The 15822-nt window shown below is 60.3% G+C and carries 15 protein-coding genes; 2 read left to right on the forward strand and 13 right to left on the reverse strand.

Translation table 11 applies throughout. The annotated features are described in order from the left end of the window. Positions 1 to 57: 57 nt before the first annotated feature. From ABDK74_RS05250 to secA, 13 genes are all read right to left on the reverse strand, one after another. Entirely contained in the window at positions 58 to 933 is an 876-nt protein-coding gene (locus ABDK74_RS05250) for a tetratricopeptide repeat protein (RefSeq protein WP_346002995.1), read from the reverse strand. A 144-nt stretch (positions 934 to 1077) separates the two neighbouring features. Then, positions 1078 to 1557 (reverse strand): peptidoglycan-associated lipoprotein Pal, encoded by a 480-nt coding sequence (gene pal, locus ABDK74_RS05255; RefSeq protein ID WP_194254244.1) that lies wholly within the window; start codon positions 1555 to 1557, stop codon positions 1078 to 1080. 286 nt (positions 1558 to 1843) lie between these two features. After that, the gene (locus ABDK74_RS05260; protein WP_346002996.1) at positions 1844 to 3355 is read right to left on the reverse strand and encodes a glycoside hydrolase family 32 protein; all 1512 of its coding nucleotides are present in this window, start codon (positions 3353 to 3355) and stop codon (positions 1844 to 1846) included. A gap of 105 nt (positions 3356 to 3460) precedes the next feature. Beyond that, entirely contained in the window at positions 3461 to 4822 is a 1362-nt protein-coding gene (gene tolB, locus ABDK74_RS05265) for a Tol-Pal system beta propeller repeat protein TolB (RefSeq protein WP_346002997.1), read from the reverse strand. 16 nt (positions 4823 to 4838) lie between these two features. After that, on the reverse strand, positions 4839 to 5834 hold the full coding sequence (locus tag ABDK74_RS05270; protein ID WP_346002998.1) for an energy transducer TonB: 996 nt from the start codon (positions 5832 to 5834) through the stop codon (positions 4839 to 4841). A 12-nt stretch (positions 5835 to 5846) separates the two neighbouring features. Beyond that, positions 5847 to 6287 (reverse strand): protein TolR, encoded by a 441-nt coding sequence (tolR, locus tag ABDK74_RS05275; RefSeq protein ID WP_194254240.1) that lies wholly within the window; start codon positions 6285 to 6287, stop codon positions 5847 to 5849. 3 nt (positions 6288 to 6290) lie between these two features. Then, the gene (tolQ, locus tag ABDK74_RS05280) at positions 6291 to 7082 is read right to left on the reverse strand and encodes a protein TolQ (RefSeq protein WP_194254239.1); all 792 of its coding nucleotides are present in this window, start codon (positions 7080 to 7082) and stop codon (positions 6291 to 6293) included. Between the two features lie 29 nt (positions 7083 to 7111). After that, positions 7112 to 7537: a tol-pal system-associated acyl-CoA thioesterase gene (ybgC, locus tag ABDK74_RS05285; RefSeq protein ID WP_346002999.1), complete on the reverse strand. Its 426-nt coding sequence runs from the start codon at positions 7535 to 7537 to the stop codon at positions 7112 to 7114. A gap of 52 nt (positions 7538 to 7589) precedes the next feature. After that, entirely contained in the window at positions 7590 to 8639 is a 1050-nt protein-coding gene (gene ruvB / locus ABDK74_RS05290) for a Holliday junction branch migration DNA helicase RuvB (protein ID WP_346003000.1), read from the reverse strand. After that, positions 8636 to 9238: a Holliday junction branch migration protein RuvA gene (gene ruvA / locus ABDK74_RS05295; RefSeq protein ID WP_194254237.1), complete on the reverse strand. Its 603-nt coding sequence runs from the start codon at positions 9236 to 9238 to the stop codon at positions 8636 to 8638. The genes ruvB and ruvA overlap by 4 nt, the downstream gene beginning before the upstream one ends. After that, positions 9235 to 9741, reverse strand: coding sequence for a crossover junction endodeoxyribonuclease RuvC (ruvC, locus tag ABDK74_RS05300; RefSeq protein ID WP_041111979.1), 507 nt, complete (start codon positions 9739 to 9741; stop codon positions 9235 to 9237). Before ruvC ends, ruvA begins: the two co-directional genes overlap by 4 nt. After that, positions 9738 to 10487, reverse strand: coding sequence for a YebC/PmpR family DNA-binding transcriptional regulator (locus ABDK74_RS05305; RefSeq protein WP_346003001.1), 750 nt, complete (start codon positions 10485 to 10487; stop codon positions 9738 to 9740). The genes ruvC and ABDK74_RS05305 overlap by 4 nt, the downstream gene beginning before the upstream one ends. A gap of 34 nt (positions 10488 to 10521) precedes the next feature. Then, positions 10522 to 13287 carry a preprotein translocase subunit SecA gene (gene secA, locus ABDK74_RS05310; RefSeq protein WP_346004165.1) on the reverse strand — a complete coding sequence of 922 codons (2766 nt, stop codon included), beginning with the start codon at positions 13285 to 13287 and terminating at the stop codon, positions 10522 to 10524. Positions 13288 to 13600: 313 nt separating this feature from the next. On the opposite strand from secA, the gene ABDK74_RS05315 reads away from it, so the two are divergent. Beyond that, positions 13601 to 14533 (forward strand): peptidylprolyl isomerase, encoded by a 933-nt coding sequence (locus ABDK74_RS05315; RefSeq protein ID WP_346003002.1) that lies wholly within the window; start codon positions 13601 to 13603, stop codon positions 14531 to 14533. 4 nt (positions 14534 to 14537) lie between these two features. Beyond that, positions 14538 to 15773, forward strand: coding sequence for a bifunctional glutamate N-acetyltransferase/amino-acid acetyltransferase ArgJ (gene argJ / locus ABDK74_RS05320; protein ID WP_346003003.1), 1236 nt, complete (start codon positions 14538 to 14540; stop codon positions 15771 to 15773). Positions 15774 to 15822: the final 49 nt, after the last annotated feature.

Below are 15822 nucleotides of genomic sequence, written 5' to 3' on the forward strand. Positions count from 1 at the left end.
CATGAAATTCGCATTCCCCGACCGGTAGGTCGGGCCCTGTTTCCAATGGCGCAAAGTTCAATGACAGGCCGCACGGCTCCGGAACGTCGTCTCGGCGGTCTTTACCCGCGGCGCAGGAGTGGGAAATTCTGATTTCAGCTTGTCGAGAGCCTGACAGGCCGAGCCCTTGTCGCCGAGCGCCAGCATCGAAGCCGCCACGCCCAGAAGAGAATCCTGCGCCTTCTGGGACTTCGGGGCCTTCGTATAGGCGTCATAATAGGCGACCGCAGACTGGCGATACTGCTTCTGTCCTGCCAGAGACTGAGCCAGAAGGAACTGGGCATCAACCTTGCCGGACAGACTATGAGCAGTTTTCGCGGCGAAGCGCGCATTGCTCTCCGCATCTGTATAGTTGCCGGATCTGAGGGAAGCATTACCGATCTTCAGCGCATCCAGAGCGGTCTTCGGCTGCTCGGGAGCGTCTGGAGTGGTGGCAGGGGCCTTGTCCGCGGCAACTCCCGGAGTTTTGGCTGGAGCAGGTGTTGAAGCCGCGCCACCCCCGTTCTGGGAAGCAAACTGCATGTCCGAAATCTGCTTGGACACATTAGCCTGATTGTCGCGGACAGAGTTGCTGAGCTGATCCAGTTCGCCACGCATCTGGCGGTTCTGTTCTTCCAGAGCCGAAACACGTTCCAGAAGCTGCGCCGTCAGGTTCCCGTCACCCGCGGAAACCGGGGCCGCCGCCGTCGCACTGGGGGCACTCAGGCCGCCGCCATTCTGAACCTGCGAAAGTTGCTGGCGCAGGGAGGCAATCTGGTCCTGAAGAGCAATGGCTTCGCGTGAAGAAATTTCTCCGCTATCCGGCGCATCCTGCGCCACAGCCGGGAGGACGGGCGAAAGGACGGAAAAAGCCGTGCCCAGAAAGACGGCACGTAGCGAACGGGACAGCACCATAACGGATCTCCTGAGACAAACTCGCACTCACGGGCACGCTGGTAAGTCATGCGTGCAACAATGGTCCAGTCATAAAACAGAAACGGCCGGGGGATAATCCCCCGGCCGCTCATCATCTCAGTCCGTCAGGCCTGAAACGTCGGTTCAGCGAACAGACGTGATGGCGTTACGGTTCTGTGCCCAGGCCTGCTCGTCGTCGCCATCGGCGGTCGGACGATCCTTGCCGTAGGAGATCGTGGTGATGCGCGAAGCGCTCACGCCCTTGGCGACCAGATAGTCACGGGCGGCGTTTGCACGACGCTGGCCGAGAGCAATGTTGTACTCTTCCGTGCCGCGGTCATCGCAGTTGCCAGCAACCTGGATGCTGACCTGCGGGTACTTGGCGAGCCATGCAACCTGCTTGTCCAGCGTAGCGCGAGCTTCTTCGGAGAGCTGGGACTGGTTCAGCTCGTAGAAGACGCGATCGCCAACATTGGCGACCAGATCGGCTTCGCTGCCGGGCGTCGGGCCGGCTTCCTGAGCGACGGCGCCTGCGCCGTTGCTGTCACCCTTGTTGGTGTTGCCGTTGGAACAGGCTGCGAGAACAAGCGCCAGACCGAGCGCGCCAAATACCTTGAACTTCATGTGTCTCAATCCTGAGAACGGCCCCACAAATGGAACCTAATGCGGAAAATGCCGCGTTATTCCGGACCACGTCTTTCCTGTTCGCAACAGACAGGAATCGGTTCCGATCCCTGCATGCCTCACCTGAAAACCAGTGGCCATAAGCGCCCATACTCATGACTCGAATCACGGGTCAAGTGTCGTGTTAACGTCGGTTAAATGTAAAAAGTTCGATTCATATTCGGAACCAGAAATTTCGGCATAAATGTCACAGTAGTTCTGATAAATGTGGCAGAATTCTGCCATATCATCGAAACCAGCGTACTTTCACGCTCCTGAAACATGCGTTACCTGCGTAGCTGCCCAGCGTTACGCTCGTAGCATGGGGAGACGGAAAGATCACCTCTGTCATCCTGACGAGTCCGTCAGCGGCGAAAATCTCGACCGAACTCCGATCCACAATGACCCTCAGACGAACGGCTCCATCCTGCAGGGAAAGGGGTGCCACATGCCGCGTCGTAAAGGCTACGTCCGGCACAGGAACCCCTGATCGACTGCGATCCACGATCAGTTCCTGACGTGCGGAATCATAAAGGATCTCGGTTCCGAACCTGCCGTCCTCCGTCGCTGCCACAGTCAGCACCGCCACGTCTCCGCCCGGCTCAATGAGCAGTTGCAAATCAAGAACTGCACCCGCGAAATCCGCACAGTCCGCAACACTGTCCGGAAGCCTCCAGAGCGTCCCCGCCTCAGGACGGATTTCAGCGGCAACGAAAACCTCTTCCGGGTCACCAAGACTGACCGGCTTTTGCCTTATCAAAAATGCGCTGTCCTTCTGCCGCACAAGAGATAGATGCGCGGGAAGCGTCATCTGGCCGCGCCACGGGACAGTCGGGGTATGGTTGGCGTAATTCCAGTTTCCCATCCAGCCGATGCTGACAGGCGTGGGTGTTCCGGCAAAACAGACAATCGCATAGTTGTCTGGTCCGTAATCCATCCAACGATACTGCCACGGATCATCTGTGGCCGTTGGGTGCTCTGCCGGGGTGAAGGTCGTGCCGTCGAAATCTCCGACGTAATAGAATGTCCCCGATCCGTCGGTCAGACCACCGGGATTGACGCTAACGATCATTACCCATCCAGAATTCCCGGCCTCGTCCTCAATGGGTAGACGCGCCAGAACCGGCACCTCCCACAGCATGTCCGGCGTATGGTAACCGGGCGGGCGAAAGTCACTGAGGAACTCCCAGTTCAGAAAATCAGTGGAGCGGAAGAGTTTGACTATCTGCTGTTCGGCCTCAACCGCCGTCAGCACCCAGTATCCGCCCTCTTCGTACCAGCACAGCGCCGGGTCCCGAAAATTTCGTGATGCAGGATTAAGCGTCAGAACCGGATTGTGAGCGTAGCGGGTCCAGTGCGCTCCACGATCCAGACTTACCGCAACCGAAACCGCCTGCGTACCGTCTTCCTGCTCGCCCGGCATGTCGCGGAACACGCTGGTGTAAAGCGCCAGAAGCGGAGGATTTTCGGCCGTCCCCAGACCGCTGCGATTGTCACGGTCGTAAATTACCGTGCCGGAATAGATCTGCTCCTGCGGCGTTGATGGCAGCGCAACCGGCTGTTCTTCCCAATGCAGCAGATCCCGGCTGGTCGCATGGCCCCAGGAAATATAGCCCATGACAGGCTCGACCGGATTGTGCTGGTAAAAGAGGTGATACACACCATCAATCAGGATCGGCCCGTTCGGATCATTCATCCAGTTCCGGGCCGGGGCATAATGCAGCAGCGGACGCCACTGCCGTGTCTCCTGAAGGGACATGGGGAATTCTCCTGTTCAAGCAGTCCTTGCGACGCCTGACAGGAAAAAGGGTTCCCCGCCCTTTTGCAAATCCGCGCTCCCGAACCGGAAGCGCGGAACACGGCGTCAGCCGTTGCGCGGTGACCAGGCCGGATCGGACGCGCCCGTCGAGGTCCGGATCGGACGCTCGTTGAAGCCCGTAATGTCGATCGTGCCGATCCCCGATGCGAAGCCCGCACCGCCTGCACCGGATGCGCTTTGGCGACAGAATGCCAGCACACGACCATTGGGGCAGAACGTCGCGCTATCGACAGTAAAGCCCTTCGTCAGGATGCGTTCACCGCTGCCATCAGGGTTCATCACACCGAGCGAAAATCCGCCGCCGCCAATACGGGTAAAGGCAATCAGGTCTCCACGCGGAGACCAGACAGGCGAACCATACTGGCCGGTGCCATAGGAAATCCGCTTCGCCGGACCACCCGACGCACTCATGATGTAAAGCTGCGGACTGCCACCACGATCCGAGTTGAACACAATCTGGCTGCCATCCGGGCTGAAACACGGGCTGGTATCGATTGCGCCATTGGAATTGGTGATCTGACGCTTCGCACGCGAGGCCAGATCGACAATGAAGATGTCCGACCCGCTGCCACGCGTAGCGGACAGCACGACAGAGCCACCGGTCGGCGAAAAGCGCGGCGCAAAAGAAATGCCCGCGAACTCACCCAGAATCTGCTGACGACCGGACGCCAGATCGAACAGATACACGCGCGGACGGTTGTTGGCGTAAGACATGAACGCAATCTGGTCACGCACCGGGTTGAAGCGCGGCGTCAGCGTCAGCCATTCGCCGTTCGTCAGCATCCGTTCGTTGGCACCATCCTGATCCATCAGGGCCAGACGCGTGATCTGATGATGGCGCGGACCGGTCCTGGCGATATAGGCGATGCGCGTGTCGAAATAGCCCTTCTCGCCCAGCATCCGCTCATAGATAACATCCGCGATGATATGCGCGATGCGACGCCAGTTGGACGTCGAGGCCGTGTAGGCCGTGCCCTGAAGCTGCTGGCCGGAGAGCACGTTCCACAGACGCATCTCAACACGCACACTGCCCGAACCGACAGCCTGACCAGAAACGGCCGCACGGGCACCCTGCGCCTTGAGCGCGCTGAAATCGGGCGTAGAACCGGGTGGCACGTCGCCGCTCATGACCTTGAACAGGCCAGTGCCGTTCAGATCGGACGTGATGACACCCGAGATCTGTTCACCCAGACCCGCCCCGAAGTTCGGGATGACAATGGGGATCGGCTCCTGACGGGCCTGATCGACGGTGATTTCGGCTTCACCGGGGCCAGAGGCGGCAGCAGATTGGGCAAAAGCGGCCAGAGGCGTTGCCAGAAGACCGCCAGCGGCGGTGGCTCCCAGAACGGAGCGGCGCGAAAACAGCGCGCTCAGGGCCTCGGCGTCAGTATCGGGAATGAAGGACATGAGACTTCCTCGTGGATTAAGGCCTGAAGACAAAACGCAGCTCATGCGTCTGACCAAGCATCTTGGAGGGAATAGGCAGATGGGCACAGGCGGGGCTCAGCACCGCATCCCGCGCCCGCTCCGCCAGAACGCGGTAAGACGGGTCGGAAGCCATTTTCGCAGCCGTATCAGGCGCAAATTTGACAATCCGCGCCTCACCGGTCGCATCGACGGTCACGACCATATGCGCGACAAAACTCGCATAGTTCCGTGCTTCGGTATCTTCGGAATAACAGCGCCGCACGGAGCCACCAATGGCTTTCTGATCTGCCATCGACAGCGACTTGGTGATGTCGCCATTCGGCACACCGCCCCCATTTGGCGCACCGCCCTGCGGCGGATTGGCCTTTGCGGTCGGCGCATGGGTCTGCTTCTGATCGGCGCGGAAATTATCCAGCGTCGCCAGAAGCGAATGGCTATCCGCTTCCGTTTTCTTTGCCGCGTTTGGCTGCGTCATATGCGAGAATTTCGGCATATCCGGCAGCTTGTCGGCTTTCTGTGTCTGCGGGCTCGGCGGCGCAACCATCGTCGATTTCGACGGCGGTGACGGCGTAGGCGGCGATGCAGGTACAGGCTGCGGGGACTCATCCGTCATTTTTGGCGGAAGCTTGATGTCCGGCAGCTTCTGCGGCGGCGTCTCCGGCGGAGGCGGCACAGGCTGAGGCGGCGGAGGGGGCGGAGGCGGCTCTTCCGTCGGCGCCTTCAAAGGTGGCGTCGGAGACGGAGGGGCCTCGTTCTTCACAGGCGCAGGGGCCGGAGCGGGTGTAGGGGCCGGATGAACGGCCTTGACCGGATGGGTCGGCGGACCTGCCTGCTCGAATTCCATCTGTACCGTAGGCGGTTCAGGCGGTTCGGGCGGCTTTTCCGGCGGAATTTGAACAATCAGATACGCGATCAGCCCCAGATGAATGGCGACTGATCCGTAAAGCGCATGACGAAAGCGCCTGTTGTCAGAGCGGCGTGGACGGACCACGGCAGGCGCCTCTTACTGGCCGCTCTGGGGCTGCTGCGCGAGAAGCGCAACATGCGTGAAGCCGCCCGACGTGATCTGGCCCATGACCTGCATCACCTGTCCGTAGTCGATATGCGCATCGGCACGGACAAAAATGCGATGCGTCGGATCGTTCTGCGACTGCGCCTTGAGCTGTTCGACCAGTTGGTCAGACGTAACCTGCTGGTCTCCCAGATAAAGCGAGCCGTCCGTCCGCAGAGACACGGTAATCGGCTTAGAATCCGAATTGACCGGGCTGGCATCCGTCTTCGGCAGATCCACATTGACACCACTGGTCAGCATCGGCGCCGTCACCATGAAAATGATGAGCAGCACCAGCATGACGTCCACCAGTGGCGTGACGTTGATTTCCGAAGCGGGCCGACGCTTGCGGCGTCCGCCTCCTCCAGCCCGTCCTCCCGCAGACATCCCCATGGTTCAGGCCTTCCCGCCGGTCGTATCGTCCGCACGTTCCTCGGACTGACGCGACAGAATGGCCGCGAACTCAGTGCCAAAGGCTTCCATGCGATCCGTGAACTTCTCGAACGAGTTGCTCAGACCGTTATAGGCGATATAGGCCGGGATGGCCGTCACGAGGCCAATGGCCGTTGCAAACAGGGCTTCAGAAATACCCGGCGCCACGACCGAAAGGTTCGTGTTGTGCATCTGCGCGATGGACGCGAAGGAATGCATAATGCCCCAGACCGTTCCGAACAGACCCACGAACGGCGCCACAGGGCCGATCGTTGCGAGAAAGATCAGACGGCGCGTCAGACGGTCGTTCTCACGCATGATGGTGATGTCGATGGCACGGTCCACGCGCTCGCGCACGCCACCCCGCGACAGGTCGATGCCGCCGATCCGGGCGGAACGACGCCACTCGCCCATGGCGGCGCCGAATACGGCCGCCATCGGATGGGTCGGACGCGCACCGTCGGATTCGTAAAGATCGTCAAGCGATCCACCCGACCAGAAACGGTCCTCGAACTCGGTCGCCTCGCGGTTGACGCGCCGGATGAGAATGATTTTTTCCGCAATGATCGCCCATACGCCGACGCTGCACAGCAGCAGACCCAGCATCACCAGCTTTACAACGATGGAGGCGTGCAGGAACAGGTCCAGAGGCGAAAGACCGGTCGCACCGACCGCCCCAAGCGCACTCGAACTTACCTCATGATCCACTGTTCTCTCCTGTACAGATCCTGTCCCTTGCGGGTCAGGACTCTCCATTGCACTTCACGGGGAAACAGGAAAGTGGGTCAGACCTCTCCTGCCTCCAGTTTTCTTACTGCATCACGCCAGCGAGGCGGAATTTTGGCAGGTTTCATGTCAACGGCACTCAGACAGGCCAGTTCCACGTCGATAACCGTAGCCGTTTCGCCACCACCGGAATAATTCCGGACGGTCTGACAAAGTTTCAGCCGTGTCGGAGTCATAGCCTCCAGCGCCGTCTCGATTTCCATCTCATCATCGAGTCGGAGCGGAGAGCGATACCGGATCGAGGCCTGACGCACGACGAAAACCAGTCCAAAATCGTTCAGAAGCTCCGTGACCGACGCATCCGCATCGCGCATCGCCTCGCTCCGTGCCCGCTCGGCAAAACCGAGATAGCGCGCGTGATAGACGATGCCGCCCGCATCGGTGTCTTCGTAATAAACCCGAAATCTGATCTTGTGCGTGGCCATACTGTTTCTCCAGTCATGGTGTGCCCCTGCCCCGAACAATATTCAGGGATTTTCAGGGCGCAGAATCGTCCTGCTCAAGTGTCGAAAGCAGATCTACCTGGCTCGCTGGCGGGTTCAGGCCGAGATGACGCCATCCCGCCTCACCCAGCATCCGCCCACGGGCCGTTCGCAGAACAAGCCCCTCCTGAATGAGGTAAGGCTCGATCACGTCTTCCAGCGTATCGCGCGCTTCGGCAAGCCCCGCCGCCAACGTTTCCACACCAACCGGGCCGCCGTGATGATGTTCGGCAATCCGCTTCAGATACCGCCGGTCCATTGCATCCAACCCGCGCTCGTCCACTTCAAGACGGCCCAGCGCTGCATCGGCCAAGTCCCGATCCACAACGGCGTGCTTCGAGACAAGCGCGAAATCCCGTACCCGACGCAGCAGACGCCCTGCAATACGCGGCGTCCCACGAGACCGACGCGCGATTTCCTGCGCACCATCATCCGTTAGACGCATCCCGAGCTTCATAGCCCCCCGCGAGACAATCGCCCGCAGTTCTTCCGGCGTATAAAACACCAGTCGCAACGGAATTCCGAACCGGTCCCGCAAAGGCGTCGCCAGCAACCCGGCCCGCGTGGTGGCCGCCACAAGCGTGAACGGCGCCAGATCAATCCGCACAGACCGCGCAGCCGGACCTTCGCCGATAATCAGATCGAGCTGAAAATCTTCCATCGCCGGATAGAGGACTTCCTCGATCGCGGGCTGGAGACGGTGAATTTCGTCAATGAACAGCACATCGCGCGGCTGAAGATTCGTCAGAATCGCCGCAAGATCGCCCGCACGCTGGATCACCGGCCCGGACGTTGCCCGAAATCCTACCCCCAGTTCCCGCGCGACGATCTGCGCCAGCGTCGTCTTGCCCAGACCCGGTGGTCCGTGCAGCAGGACATGATCCAGCGCCTCACCACGCGCCCGGGCAGCCTCGATAAAAATAGCGAGATTTTCCCGGCTGGCTTTCTGGCCCGTAAAATCCGCAAGCGTTTCAGGACGTAGGCTGCCCTCGCCCGTATCCTCAGGCTGACGGGCCGGATCGGTTTCGCGATAGTCATCGCTCATCGCGCGAGATCCCTCAGGCTCAGACGGATCGCCAGATCAAGCGTCGCATTTTCGTTCTCGGCCAGAACCTTGCTCAGAACAGGCCATGCCTCGGCCCGACGGAACCCGAGCCCCGCGAGCGCCAGCAACGCATCATTCTCGACACTCGGTCCCGAGACGATCCCCGGCGCGGAGACAGTTCCGCCCCCACCCGGCATTTTTGCAACCTTGTTGCGTAACTCGCTCAAAATCCGGTCCGCCAGACGAGGCCCCACACCGGCTGCCCGCGTCAATGAGCCCTTGTCGCCAGCATTGATCGCAAGCAGGATCTCCCCCGGACTGTTGGCCGACAGGATCGCCAGCGCCACTTTCGCGCCAACACCTTGCACGGTCGTCAGCAGACGGAACCAGTCCCGCTCATCCGTCGTCGCAAAACCGAACAGTTGGATCGCATCCTCGCGCACGATCGTCTCGATCAGCACGCGCGCCACGGAAGGCGGTTGCGGCAGCGTTGCCAATGTGCGGGTCGAGGCTGACACCACATAACCCACGCCGTTGACGTCAACGATGCAGCGTTCGCCCTCAATCTGCCCGACAAGCCCGGTCAGTTGTCCGATCATGCCATGCGCTTCCCGGCTACAACATGCGCCGCACTGGCCCGATGATGGGCATGACAGATCGCAACAGCCAGCGCGTCGGACGCATCGGCCTTGCGGATTTCAGCCCCTGGCAGCAGCCGCTTCACCATCATCGTCACCTGCTCCTTGGTTGCAGACCCGGTCCCGACCACGGATTTCTTGACCGTCATCGCCCCGTATTCCGCAACCGGCAGACCTTCATAGGCGGGCGTCAGAAGCGCCACACCACGCGCATAACCGAGCTTGAGCGTCGAAGAGCCATTGCGGTTAACGTAAGTTTCCTCAACGGCAGCTTCGGCTGGCGCATACTCGCGGATCAGCTTCTTCAGCGCCCCATGCAGTTCGCACAGGCGCAGCGGCACGGATTCGGACCCATCGGTCCCGATCACACCCGACGCCACATGCTTCAGGTGATTGCCGTCTACGTCGATGATGCCCCAGCCCATGAAACGCAGGCCGGGGTCAATGCCCATCAGGCGGATCAAGCAGCCAGCGCCTCGGCCACGTCGTCGGGGATGTCGAAGTTCGCGTAGACGGACTGAACGTCGTCATTGTCTTCCAGCACGTCAATCAGCTTCATGACGGAGCGCGCCTTGTCCTCATCCAGCGTCACGCTGTTTTCCGGACGCCAGTCGAGCTTGGACGACTGCGGTTCGCCAAAACGGGCCTCAAGCGCATCCCGTACAGCGAAGAAATTCTCCATCTCGCAGGTCACTTCATGGCCCTCTTCAGTGGTCACAGCATTATCCGCACCAGCCTCGATCGCCGCTTCCAGCATGTCGTCTTCAGACGCGACGTCCCGCGGATAGCTGATGACGCCCAGGCGCTGGAACATGAACGACACCGAGTTCGTCTCCCCCATCGAACCACCATGCTTGGAGAAGGCTGCCCGCACCTCACCCGCCGTGCGGTTCCGGTTATCTGTCAGACCTTCGACGATGATCGCGACGCCAGCCGGGCCATAGCCCTCGTAACGGACTTCGACGTAATCATCGCCACCAGCCGTACCCGACGCCTTCTTGATGGCGCGTTCGACATTGTCCTTGGGCATGTTGACTTCACGCGCCATGGCCAGTGCAGCGCGCAGGCGCGGGTTGGACGCGGCCTCGGGCAGACCCGAGCGCACTGCAACCGTGATTTCCCGCAGGACCTTGGCGAACTGCTTGGCCCGTTTGGCATCCTGCGCACCCTTGCGGTGCATGATGTTCTTAAACTGTGAATGACCGGCCATCGGTCGCTCCTTCCTCTATCTGCGTGTCAGAGGCTCAGACGAGCCTGCCATGACAGTGTTTGAACTTCAGACCCGATCCACACGGGCACAGGGCATTGCGTGGCGTTTCGGCATTCCAACGCTGAAGCGTCTCGGCATCAGGCTCTTCCCCTGCGGAAACGGCCTGCGGACGCGGCATGAACGGCATTGTAGGCGAGAAAGACGCCACCGGGCCCGGCGCCGGAATTTCCGAACCCGTCGTGCCCTGCGCGAACAGCCCGGCCGGCTCTTCGGATGGGCCAGACGCCTCGGTGTTGATGACCGGGAACGGCGGCGGCTCGGAGACGGCCTGAATGCGGCACATCGTCTCCGTCACGCGGAGCCGCATGTCGTCGAGCATCGCCGTGAACATCTGGAAGGCTTCCTGCTTGTACTCGTTCAGCGGATCGCGCTGACCGTAAGCCCGCAGACCGATGCCCTGACGGAGCTGGTCCAGCCCATGCAAATGCTCTTTCCAGACCGCATCGAACGTCGTCAGCACGACCTGCTTTTCAATCAGACGCATGAGTTCGGGGCCCATATTGGCCGTCCGCGCTGCCTGTGCCTTCGCGGCTTCGGCCTGAATGCGCTCAATCACGCTTTCAGAATCCATGCCGTCTTCCTTCGCCCAGTCCGCGATCGGCAGATCCAGGTTCAGAACACGGGAAACCTCACGGGTCAGTCCCTCCGTATCCCACGCTTCAGCGAAGGATTTTTCAGGGATATGAGCATGCACCAGATCTTCGATCGTATGCTCGCGCAACTCCGCAATCACACCCGACAGGTCGTCTGTCGCCATGTATTCGCGGCGCTGGGCATAAACCTCTTTGCGCTGGTCATTCATGACATCGTCATATTTGAGCGTGTTCTTGCGCATGTCGAAATTGCGCGCTTCAACCCGCTTCTGCGCTTTTTCCAAGGCCTTGTTCAGCCAGGGATGAACGATCGCCTCGCCTTCTTTGAGACCCATTTTCTGCATCATCGCGCCCATGCGATCGCTTGCAAAAATACGGATCAGATCGTCTTCAAGCGACAGGAAGAAGCGTGAATTGCCCGGATCGCCCTGACGACCTGAACGACCGCGAAGCTGGTTGTCCACACGGCGGCTTTCATGGCGTTCCGTGCCGATCACATACAGACCGCCCGCCTTGTGAACCTCCTCATGATGCTCCTCGACACTCGCACGGATGTCCTGCTCAACAGCCTCACGTTGCGCCTCGTCTTCGACGTTCTCGATACTGGCCTTCACCAGCATCTCGATATTGCCGCCGAGTTTAATGTCGGTTCCGCGGCCGGCCATATTGGTTGCAATCGTGATCGCACCCGGCGCACCCGCCTGCGCGACGATGATGGCTTCCTTTTCATGCTGCCGGGCATTGAGCACGTTATGCGGAATGCCGCGCTGCGTGAGGATATGGGAGAGATATTCGCTCTTCTCGATGGAGGTCGTTCCCACGAGAATGGGCTGGCCGGTCTTGTGGATATCGCGGATCAGATCCGCCACGGCATTGAATTTCTCCGCCCCCGTCAGATAGACCTCGTCATCCGTGTCGATCCGCTGGACCGGCAGGTTCGTCGGGATTTCCACCACATCGAGATGGTAGATTTCCGCAAATTCGTCAGCCTCGGTCATGGCCGTACCGGTCATGCCGGACAGCTTCGGGTAGAGGCGGAAATAGTTCTGGAAGGTGATAGAAGCGAGCGTCTGGTTCTCCTGCTGGATCTCCACATGCTCCTTGGCTTCCAGCGCCTGATGCAGACCGTCCGAATAGCGACGCCCGTCCATCATACGACCGGTAAACTCGTCGATAATAACGACCTTGCCCTCACGGACGATATAATCCACATCCCGCATGAACAGCGTATGCGCCCGCAGGGACTGCTGAACGTGATGAACGACAGCCACATTGTGGATATCGTACAGGCCGCCTTCCTGAAGCACTCCGGCCTGCGCCAGAAGCTCCTCGACGCGGTGCGAGCCTTCTTCGGTCAGCGTGACTGACCGCAGCTTCTCGTCCTTGTCGTAAACATCCGGCTCCTGAACGAGTTTCACGACCACATCATCGACAGAGCGATACAGATCGGAGCTGTCATCCGCAGGACCGGAAATGATGAGCGGCGTCCGCGCCTCGTCGATCAGGATGCTGTCCACTTCATCCACGATCGCGTGGTTGAACGGACGCTGCACCATGTCGGCGAGCGAATATTTCATGTTATCGCGCAGGTAGTCGAAGCCGAACTCGTTATTCGTCCCGTAGGTAATGTCCGCAGCGTAGGCCTCGCGGCGCTCACCATCCGACAGGTTCGGCACAATCACACCGGTTGTCAGCCCGAGGAAGCTGTAAAGGACAGACATTTCGTCCGCATCACGACGCGCAAGGTAGTCATTGACCGTGACAACATGCACGCCCTTGCCGCTCAGCGCGTTCAGATAGACCGCAAGCGTTGCAACAAGGGTCTTGCCCTCGCCGGTCCGCATTTCCGCGATCCGGCCGCCATGCAGAACCATGCCGCCAATGAGCTGTACATCGAAATGACGCTTCCCCAGAACCCGCAGAGACGCCTCACGGCATACTGCAAAAGCTTCCGCAAGCAGACCATCAAGGGTTTCGCCTTTTTCAAGTCGCTCCCTGAACTCGATCGTCTTATGGCGAAGCTGCTCGTCAGAGAGGGCCTGGACCGCAGGCTCCAGTGCATTGATCTCGGGCACACGGCGCTGATACGCCTTGAGCGTGCGATCGTTGGCAGAACCGAAAAGGGCGCGGGCGAGGCGTGCGAACATGCTGAACCTTGAGATGCCGAAGGCCCGGAACGCCAGTTCTTTCCATAATCGAAAAGAACCGCACACCGTGCCGTCAGGATTTTCACGTATGCTGGAAATAGGACCGGGGCCGCGCAGGGTCAATGGAGAGGCCCCCGAGAAGCCCGATGAAATGTCCTCATTGTCATTGCACTGTCACATCCAGCGCATAGAACACAGCTTATGCAGTACCCTCGTGAAGGAATGGTAACAGAGCGCACCCTTGCAGGGCGGACCAGCCTTTGTCATGGTGCAGACCATCCTTTTTTCAGGTTACATCCGAGGTAGTCCCCACATGCGGCTTTCCCGCTCCAATTTTGCTCTTGCCGCTCTTCTGGCCGGCACATCAGTCGCAGCATCGACGGCCTTCGCCGCTCCTGCCGCCGCTCCCGCAGCGACCCCGGCTACAACGGCTCCTGCCGCAGCCCCCGCAGCCAACCCGGACATGCTGATCGCCACCGTCAACGGTTCGAAGATCACGCTCGGTGACGTGCAGCGCGCTGCTGGCAACCTCCCCCCGCAGGCCCGGCAGATCCAGCCGTCCGTTCTGATTCCGCTGATCGTCAACCAGCTCGTTGACCAGAAGGCCGTTCAGATTGCTGCCGAAAAGGAAGGCCTGAGCCACAAGCCGGACGTGAAGGCTGCCATGGACGCTGCTGCCACGAACGCCCTGCAGAACGCCTATCTGGAAGAAAAGGTCGGCCCGCTGGTCACCGATTCCACACTGCACGACTTCTACCAGACGCATTATGCGAACAAGAAGCCGGAAGAAGAGATCCACGCCCGCCACATCCTCGTGGACAGCGAAGCGCAGGCCAAGGACATCATCGCCCAGCTCAACAAGGGTGCTGATTTCGGCAAGCTTGCCGCACAGCTCTCCAAGGACAAGGGCTCGGCTGGTGCAAATGGCGGTGATCTCGGCTGGTTCAAGAAGGCTGACATGCTGCCGGCCTTCTCTGCCGCCGCCTTCGCCATGAAGCCGAACACGATCACCCAGACGCCTGTTCACACCCAGTACGGCTGGCACGTGATTCAGGTTCTCGCGACCCGCACGGCCCCGATTCCGACCTTCGACCAGGTGCATGACCAGGTCCGTCAGGAACTGATCCGCGACAAGGTCCGTGATATCGTACAGAACGCCGAATCCCAGGTGAAGGTCGTTCACTACGACTCACAGGGCAAGGTTATCCCGGACGCGGCTCCGGCTGCTGCACCTGCAAAGAAGTAAGACCATGGCAAAGCCGCTCCCCGTCTCTCCGCTCGCTCGTCCACTCCCGGACCTTGCAACGATTGCGGGCGTGCGGCTTTCCGCCGTTGCCGCGGGCATCCGCTATCAGGGCCGTACGGACCTGATGCTGGCGGAATTCGTCCCCGGCACGATTGCGGCAGGCGTCTATACCAAAAACGCCTGTCCCGGCGCTCCGGTCCTCTGGTGCCGTACTGCGCTGACAACACCCTATGCCCGCGCCCTGCTCGTCAATGCAGGCAACGCGAACGTCTTTACCGGTCGCGCCGGAATGCAGGCGTGCTCCGACTGCGCTGACGCCACCGCACAGCTTCTCGACTGTCCTCCGCAGGACGTCTTTCTCGCCTCCACAGGCGTCATCGGCGAAAAACTGCCTCAGGACCGTATTATTGGCGCCCTACCCGCCGCGAAGGCCGGTCTGAAAGAAAATGGCTGGGCTGACGCTGCCCGCGCTATCATGACGACGGATACCTTCCCGAAGGCCGCACGCCGCGATGTGAAAATTGCCGGAACGCCTGTCCGTATTCAGGGCATTGCCAAAGGATCGGGCATGGTCGCCCCCGACATGGCCACGATGCTGGCCTATGTCGCAACCGACGCAAAGCTGCCGCAAAACATTCTTCAGTCCCTGCTGGCCTCTGGCTGTTCCCAGAGTTTCAACGCCATCACCGTCGATTCGGACACGTCCACGTCGGACATGCTGATGCTGTTCGCCACCGGACTGGCTGACAATCCCGAAATCGACGATATCAACGACCCCGCTCTCGCCGAATTTACCCTTGCGCTGAACGACCTCCTGCTGGAACTCGCGCTCATGGTGGTCCGCGACGGCGAAGGAGCGACGAAGCTCGTCCGCATCGGCGTCATGGGCGCTGAAAGCAATCTTTCCGCCCATCGGATCGCGCTTTGCATCGCCAACTCCCCCCTCGTGAAAACTGCCATCGCAGGCGAGGACGCCAACTGGGGTCGCGTGGTTATGGCCGTTGGAAAAAGCGGCGAACCTGCGGACCGCGACCGGCTTTCCGTCGCTATCGGCGGGACGTGGATCGCTAAAGAGGGTGGCGTTGTCGAAAATTACGACGAAGCCCCCGTGGTAGCCCACATGAAGGGTCAGGAAATCGAAATCGTTGTCGATCTCGGCCTCGGTGACGGCGAAGCCCGCGTCTGGACCTGCGATCTGACGCATGGCTACATCGACATTAACGGCTCCTACCGCAGCTAGACGCTCCCAACACGTCAGCGAGAGCGGGGCTTGTGCGGTCCCGCCTCTG

It is taken from the genome of Gluconobacter sp. OJB (assembly GCF_039638275.1).
GTDB classification, from domain to species: domain Bacteria; phylum Pseudomonadota; class Alphaproteobacteria; order Acetobacterales; family Acetobacteraceae; genus Gluconobacter; species Gluconobacter cerevisiae.

Coding starts and splice junctions, on each gene's coding strand:
- ABDK74_RS05250 (WP_346002995.1), bottom strand. CDS start 933: ATGGTGCTGTCCCGTTCGCTACGTGCCGTCTTTCTGGGCACGGCTTTT.
- pal (WP_194254244.1), bottom strand. CDS start 1,557: ATGAAGTTCAAGGTATTTGGCGCGCTCGGTCTGGCGCTTGTTCTCGCA.
- ABDK74_RS05260 (WP_346002996.1), bottom strand. CDS start 3,355: ATGTCCCTTCAGGAGACACGGCAGTGGCGTCCGCTGCTGCATTATGCC.
- tolB (WP_346002997.1), bottom strand. CDS start 4,822: ATGTCCTTCATTCCCGATACTGACGCCGAGGCCCTGAGCGCGCTGTTT.
- tolR (WP_194254240.1), bottom strand. CDS start 6,287: ATGGGGATGTCTGCGGGAGGACGGGCTGGAGGAGGCGGACGCCGCAAG.
- tolQ (WP_194254239.1), bottom strand. CDS start 7,082: ATGGAGAGTCCTGACCCGCAAGGGACAGGATCTGTACAGGAGAGAACA.
- ybgC (WP_346002999.1), bottom strand. CDS start 7,537: ATGGCCACGCACAAGATCAGATTTCGGGTTTATTACGAAGACACCGAT.
- ruvB (WP_346003000.1), bottom strand. CDS start 8,639: ATGAGCGATGACTATCGCGAAACCGATCCGGCCCGTCAGCCTGAGGAT.
- ruvA (WP_194254237.1), bottom strand. CDS start 9,238: ATGATCGGACAACTGACCGGGCTTGTCGGGCAGATTGAGGGCGAACGC.
- ABDK74_RS05305 (WP_346003001.1), bottom strand. CDS start 10,487: ATGGCCGGTCATTCACAGTTTAAGAACATCATGCACCGCAAGGGTGCG.
- secA (WP_346004165.1), bottom strand. CDS start 13,287: ATGTTCGCACGCCTCGCCCGCGCCCTTTTCGGTTCTGCCAACGATCGC.
- ABDK74_RS05315 (WP_346003002.1), top strand. CDS start 13,601: ATGCGGCTTTCCCGCTCCAATTTTGCTCTTGCCGCTCTTCTGGCCGGC.
- argJ (WP_346003003.1), top strand. CDS start 14,538: ATGGCAAAGCCGCTCCCCGTCTCTCCGCTCGCTCGTCCACTCCCGGAC.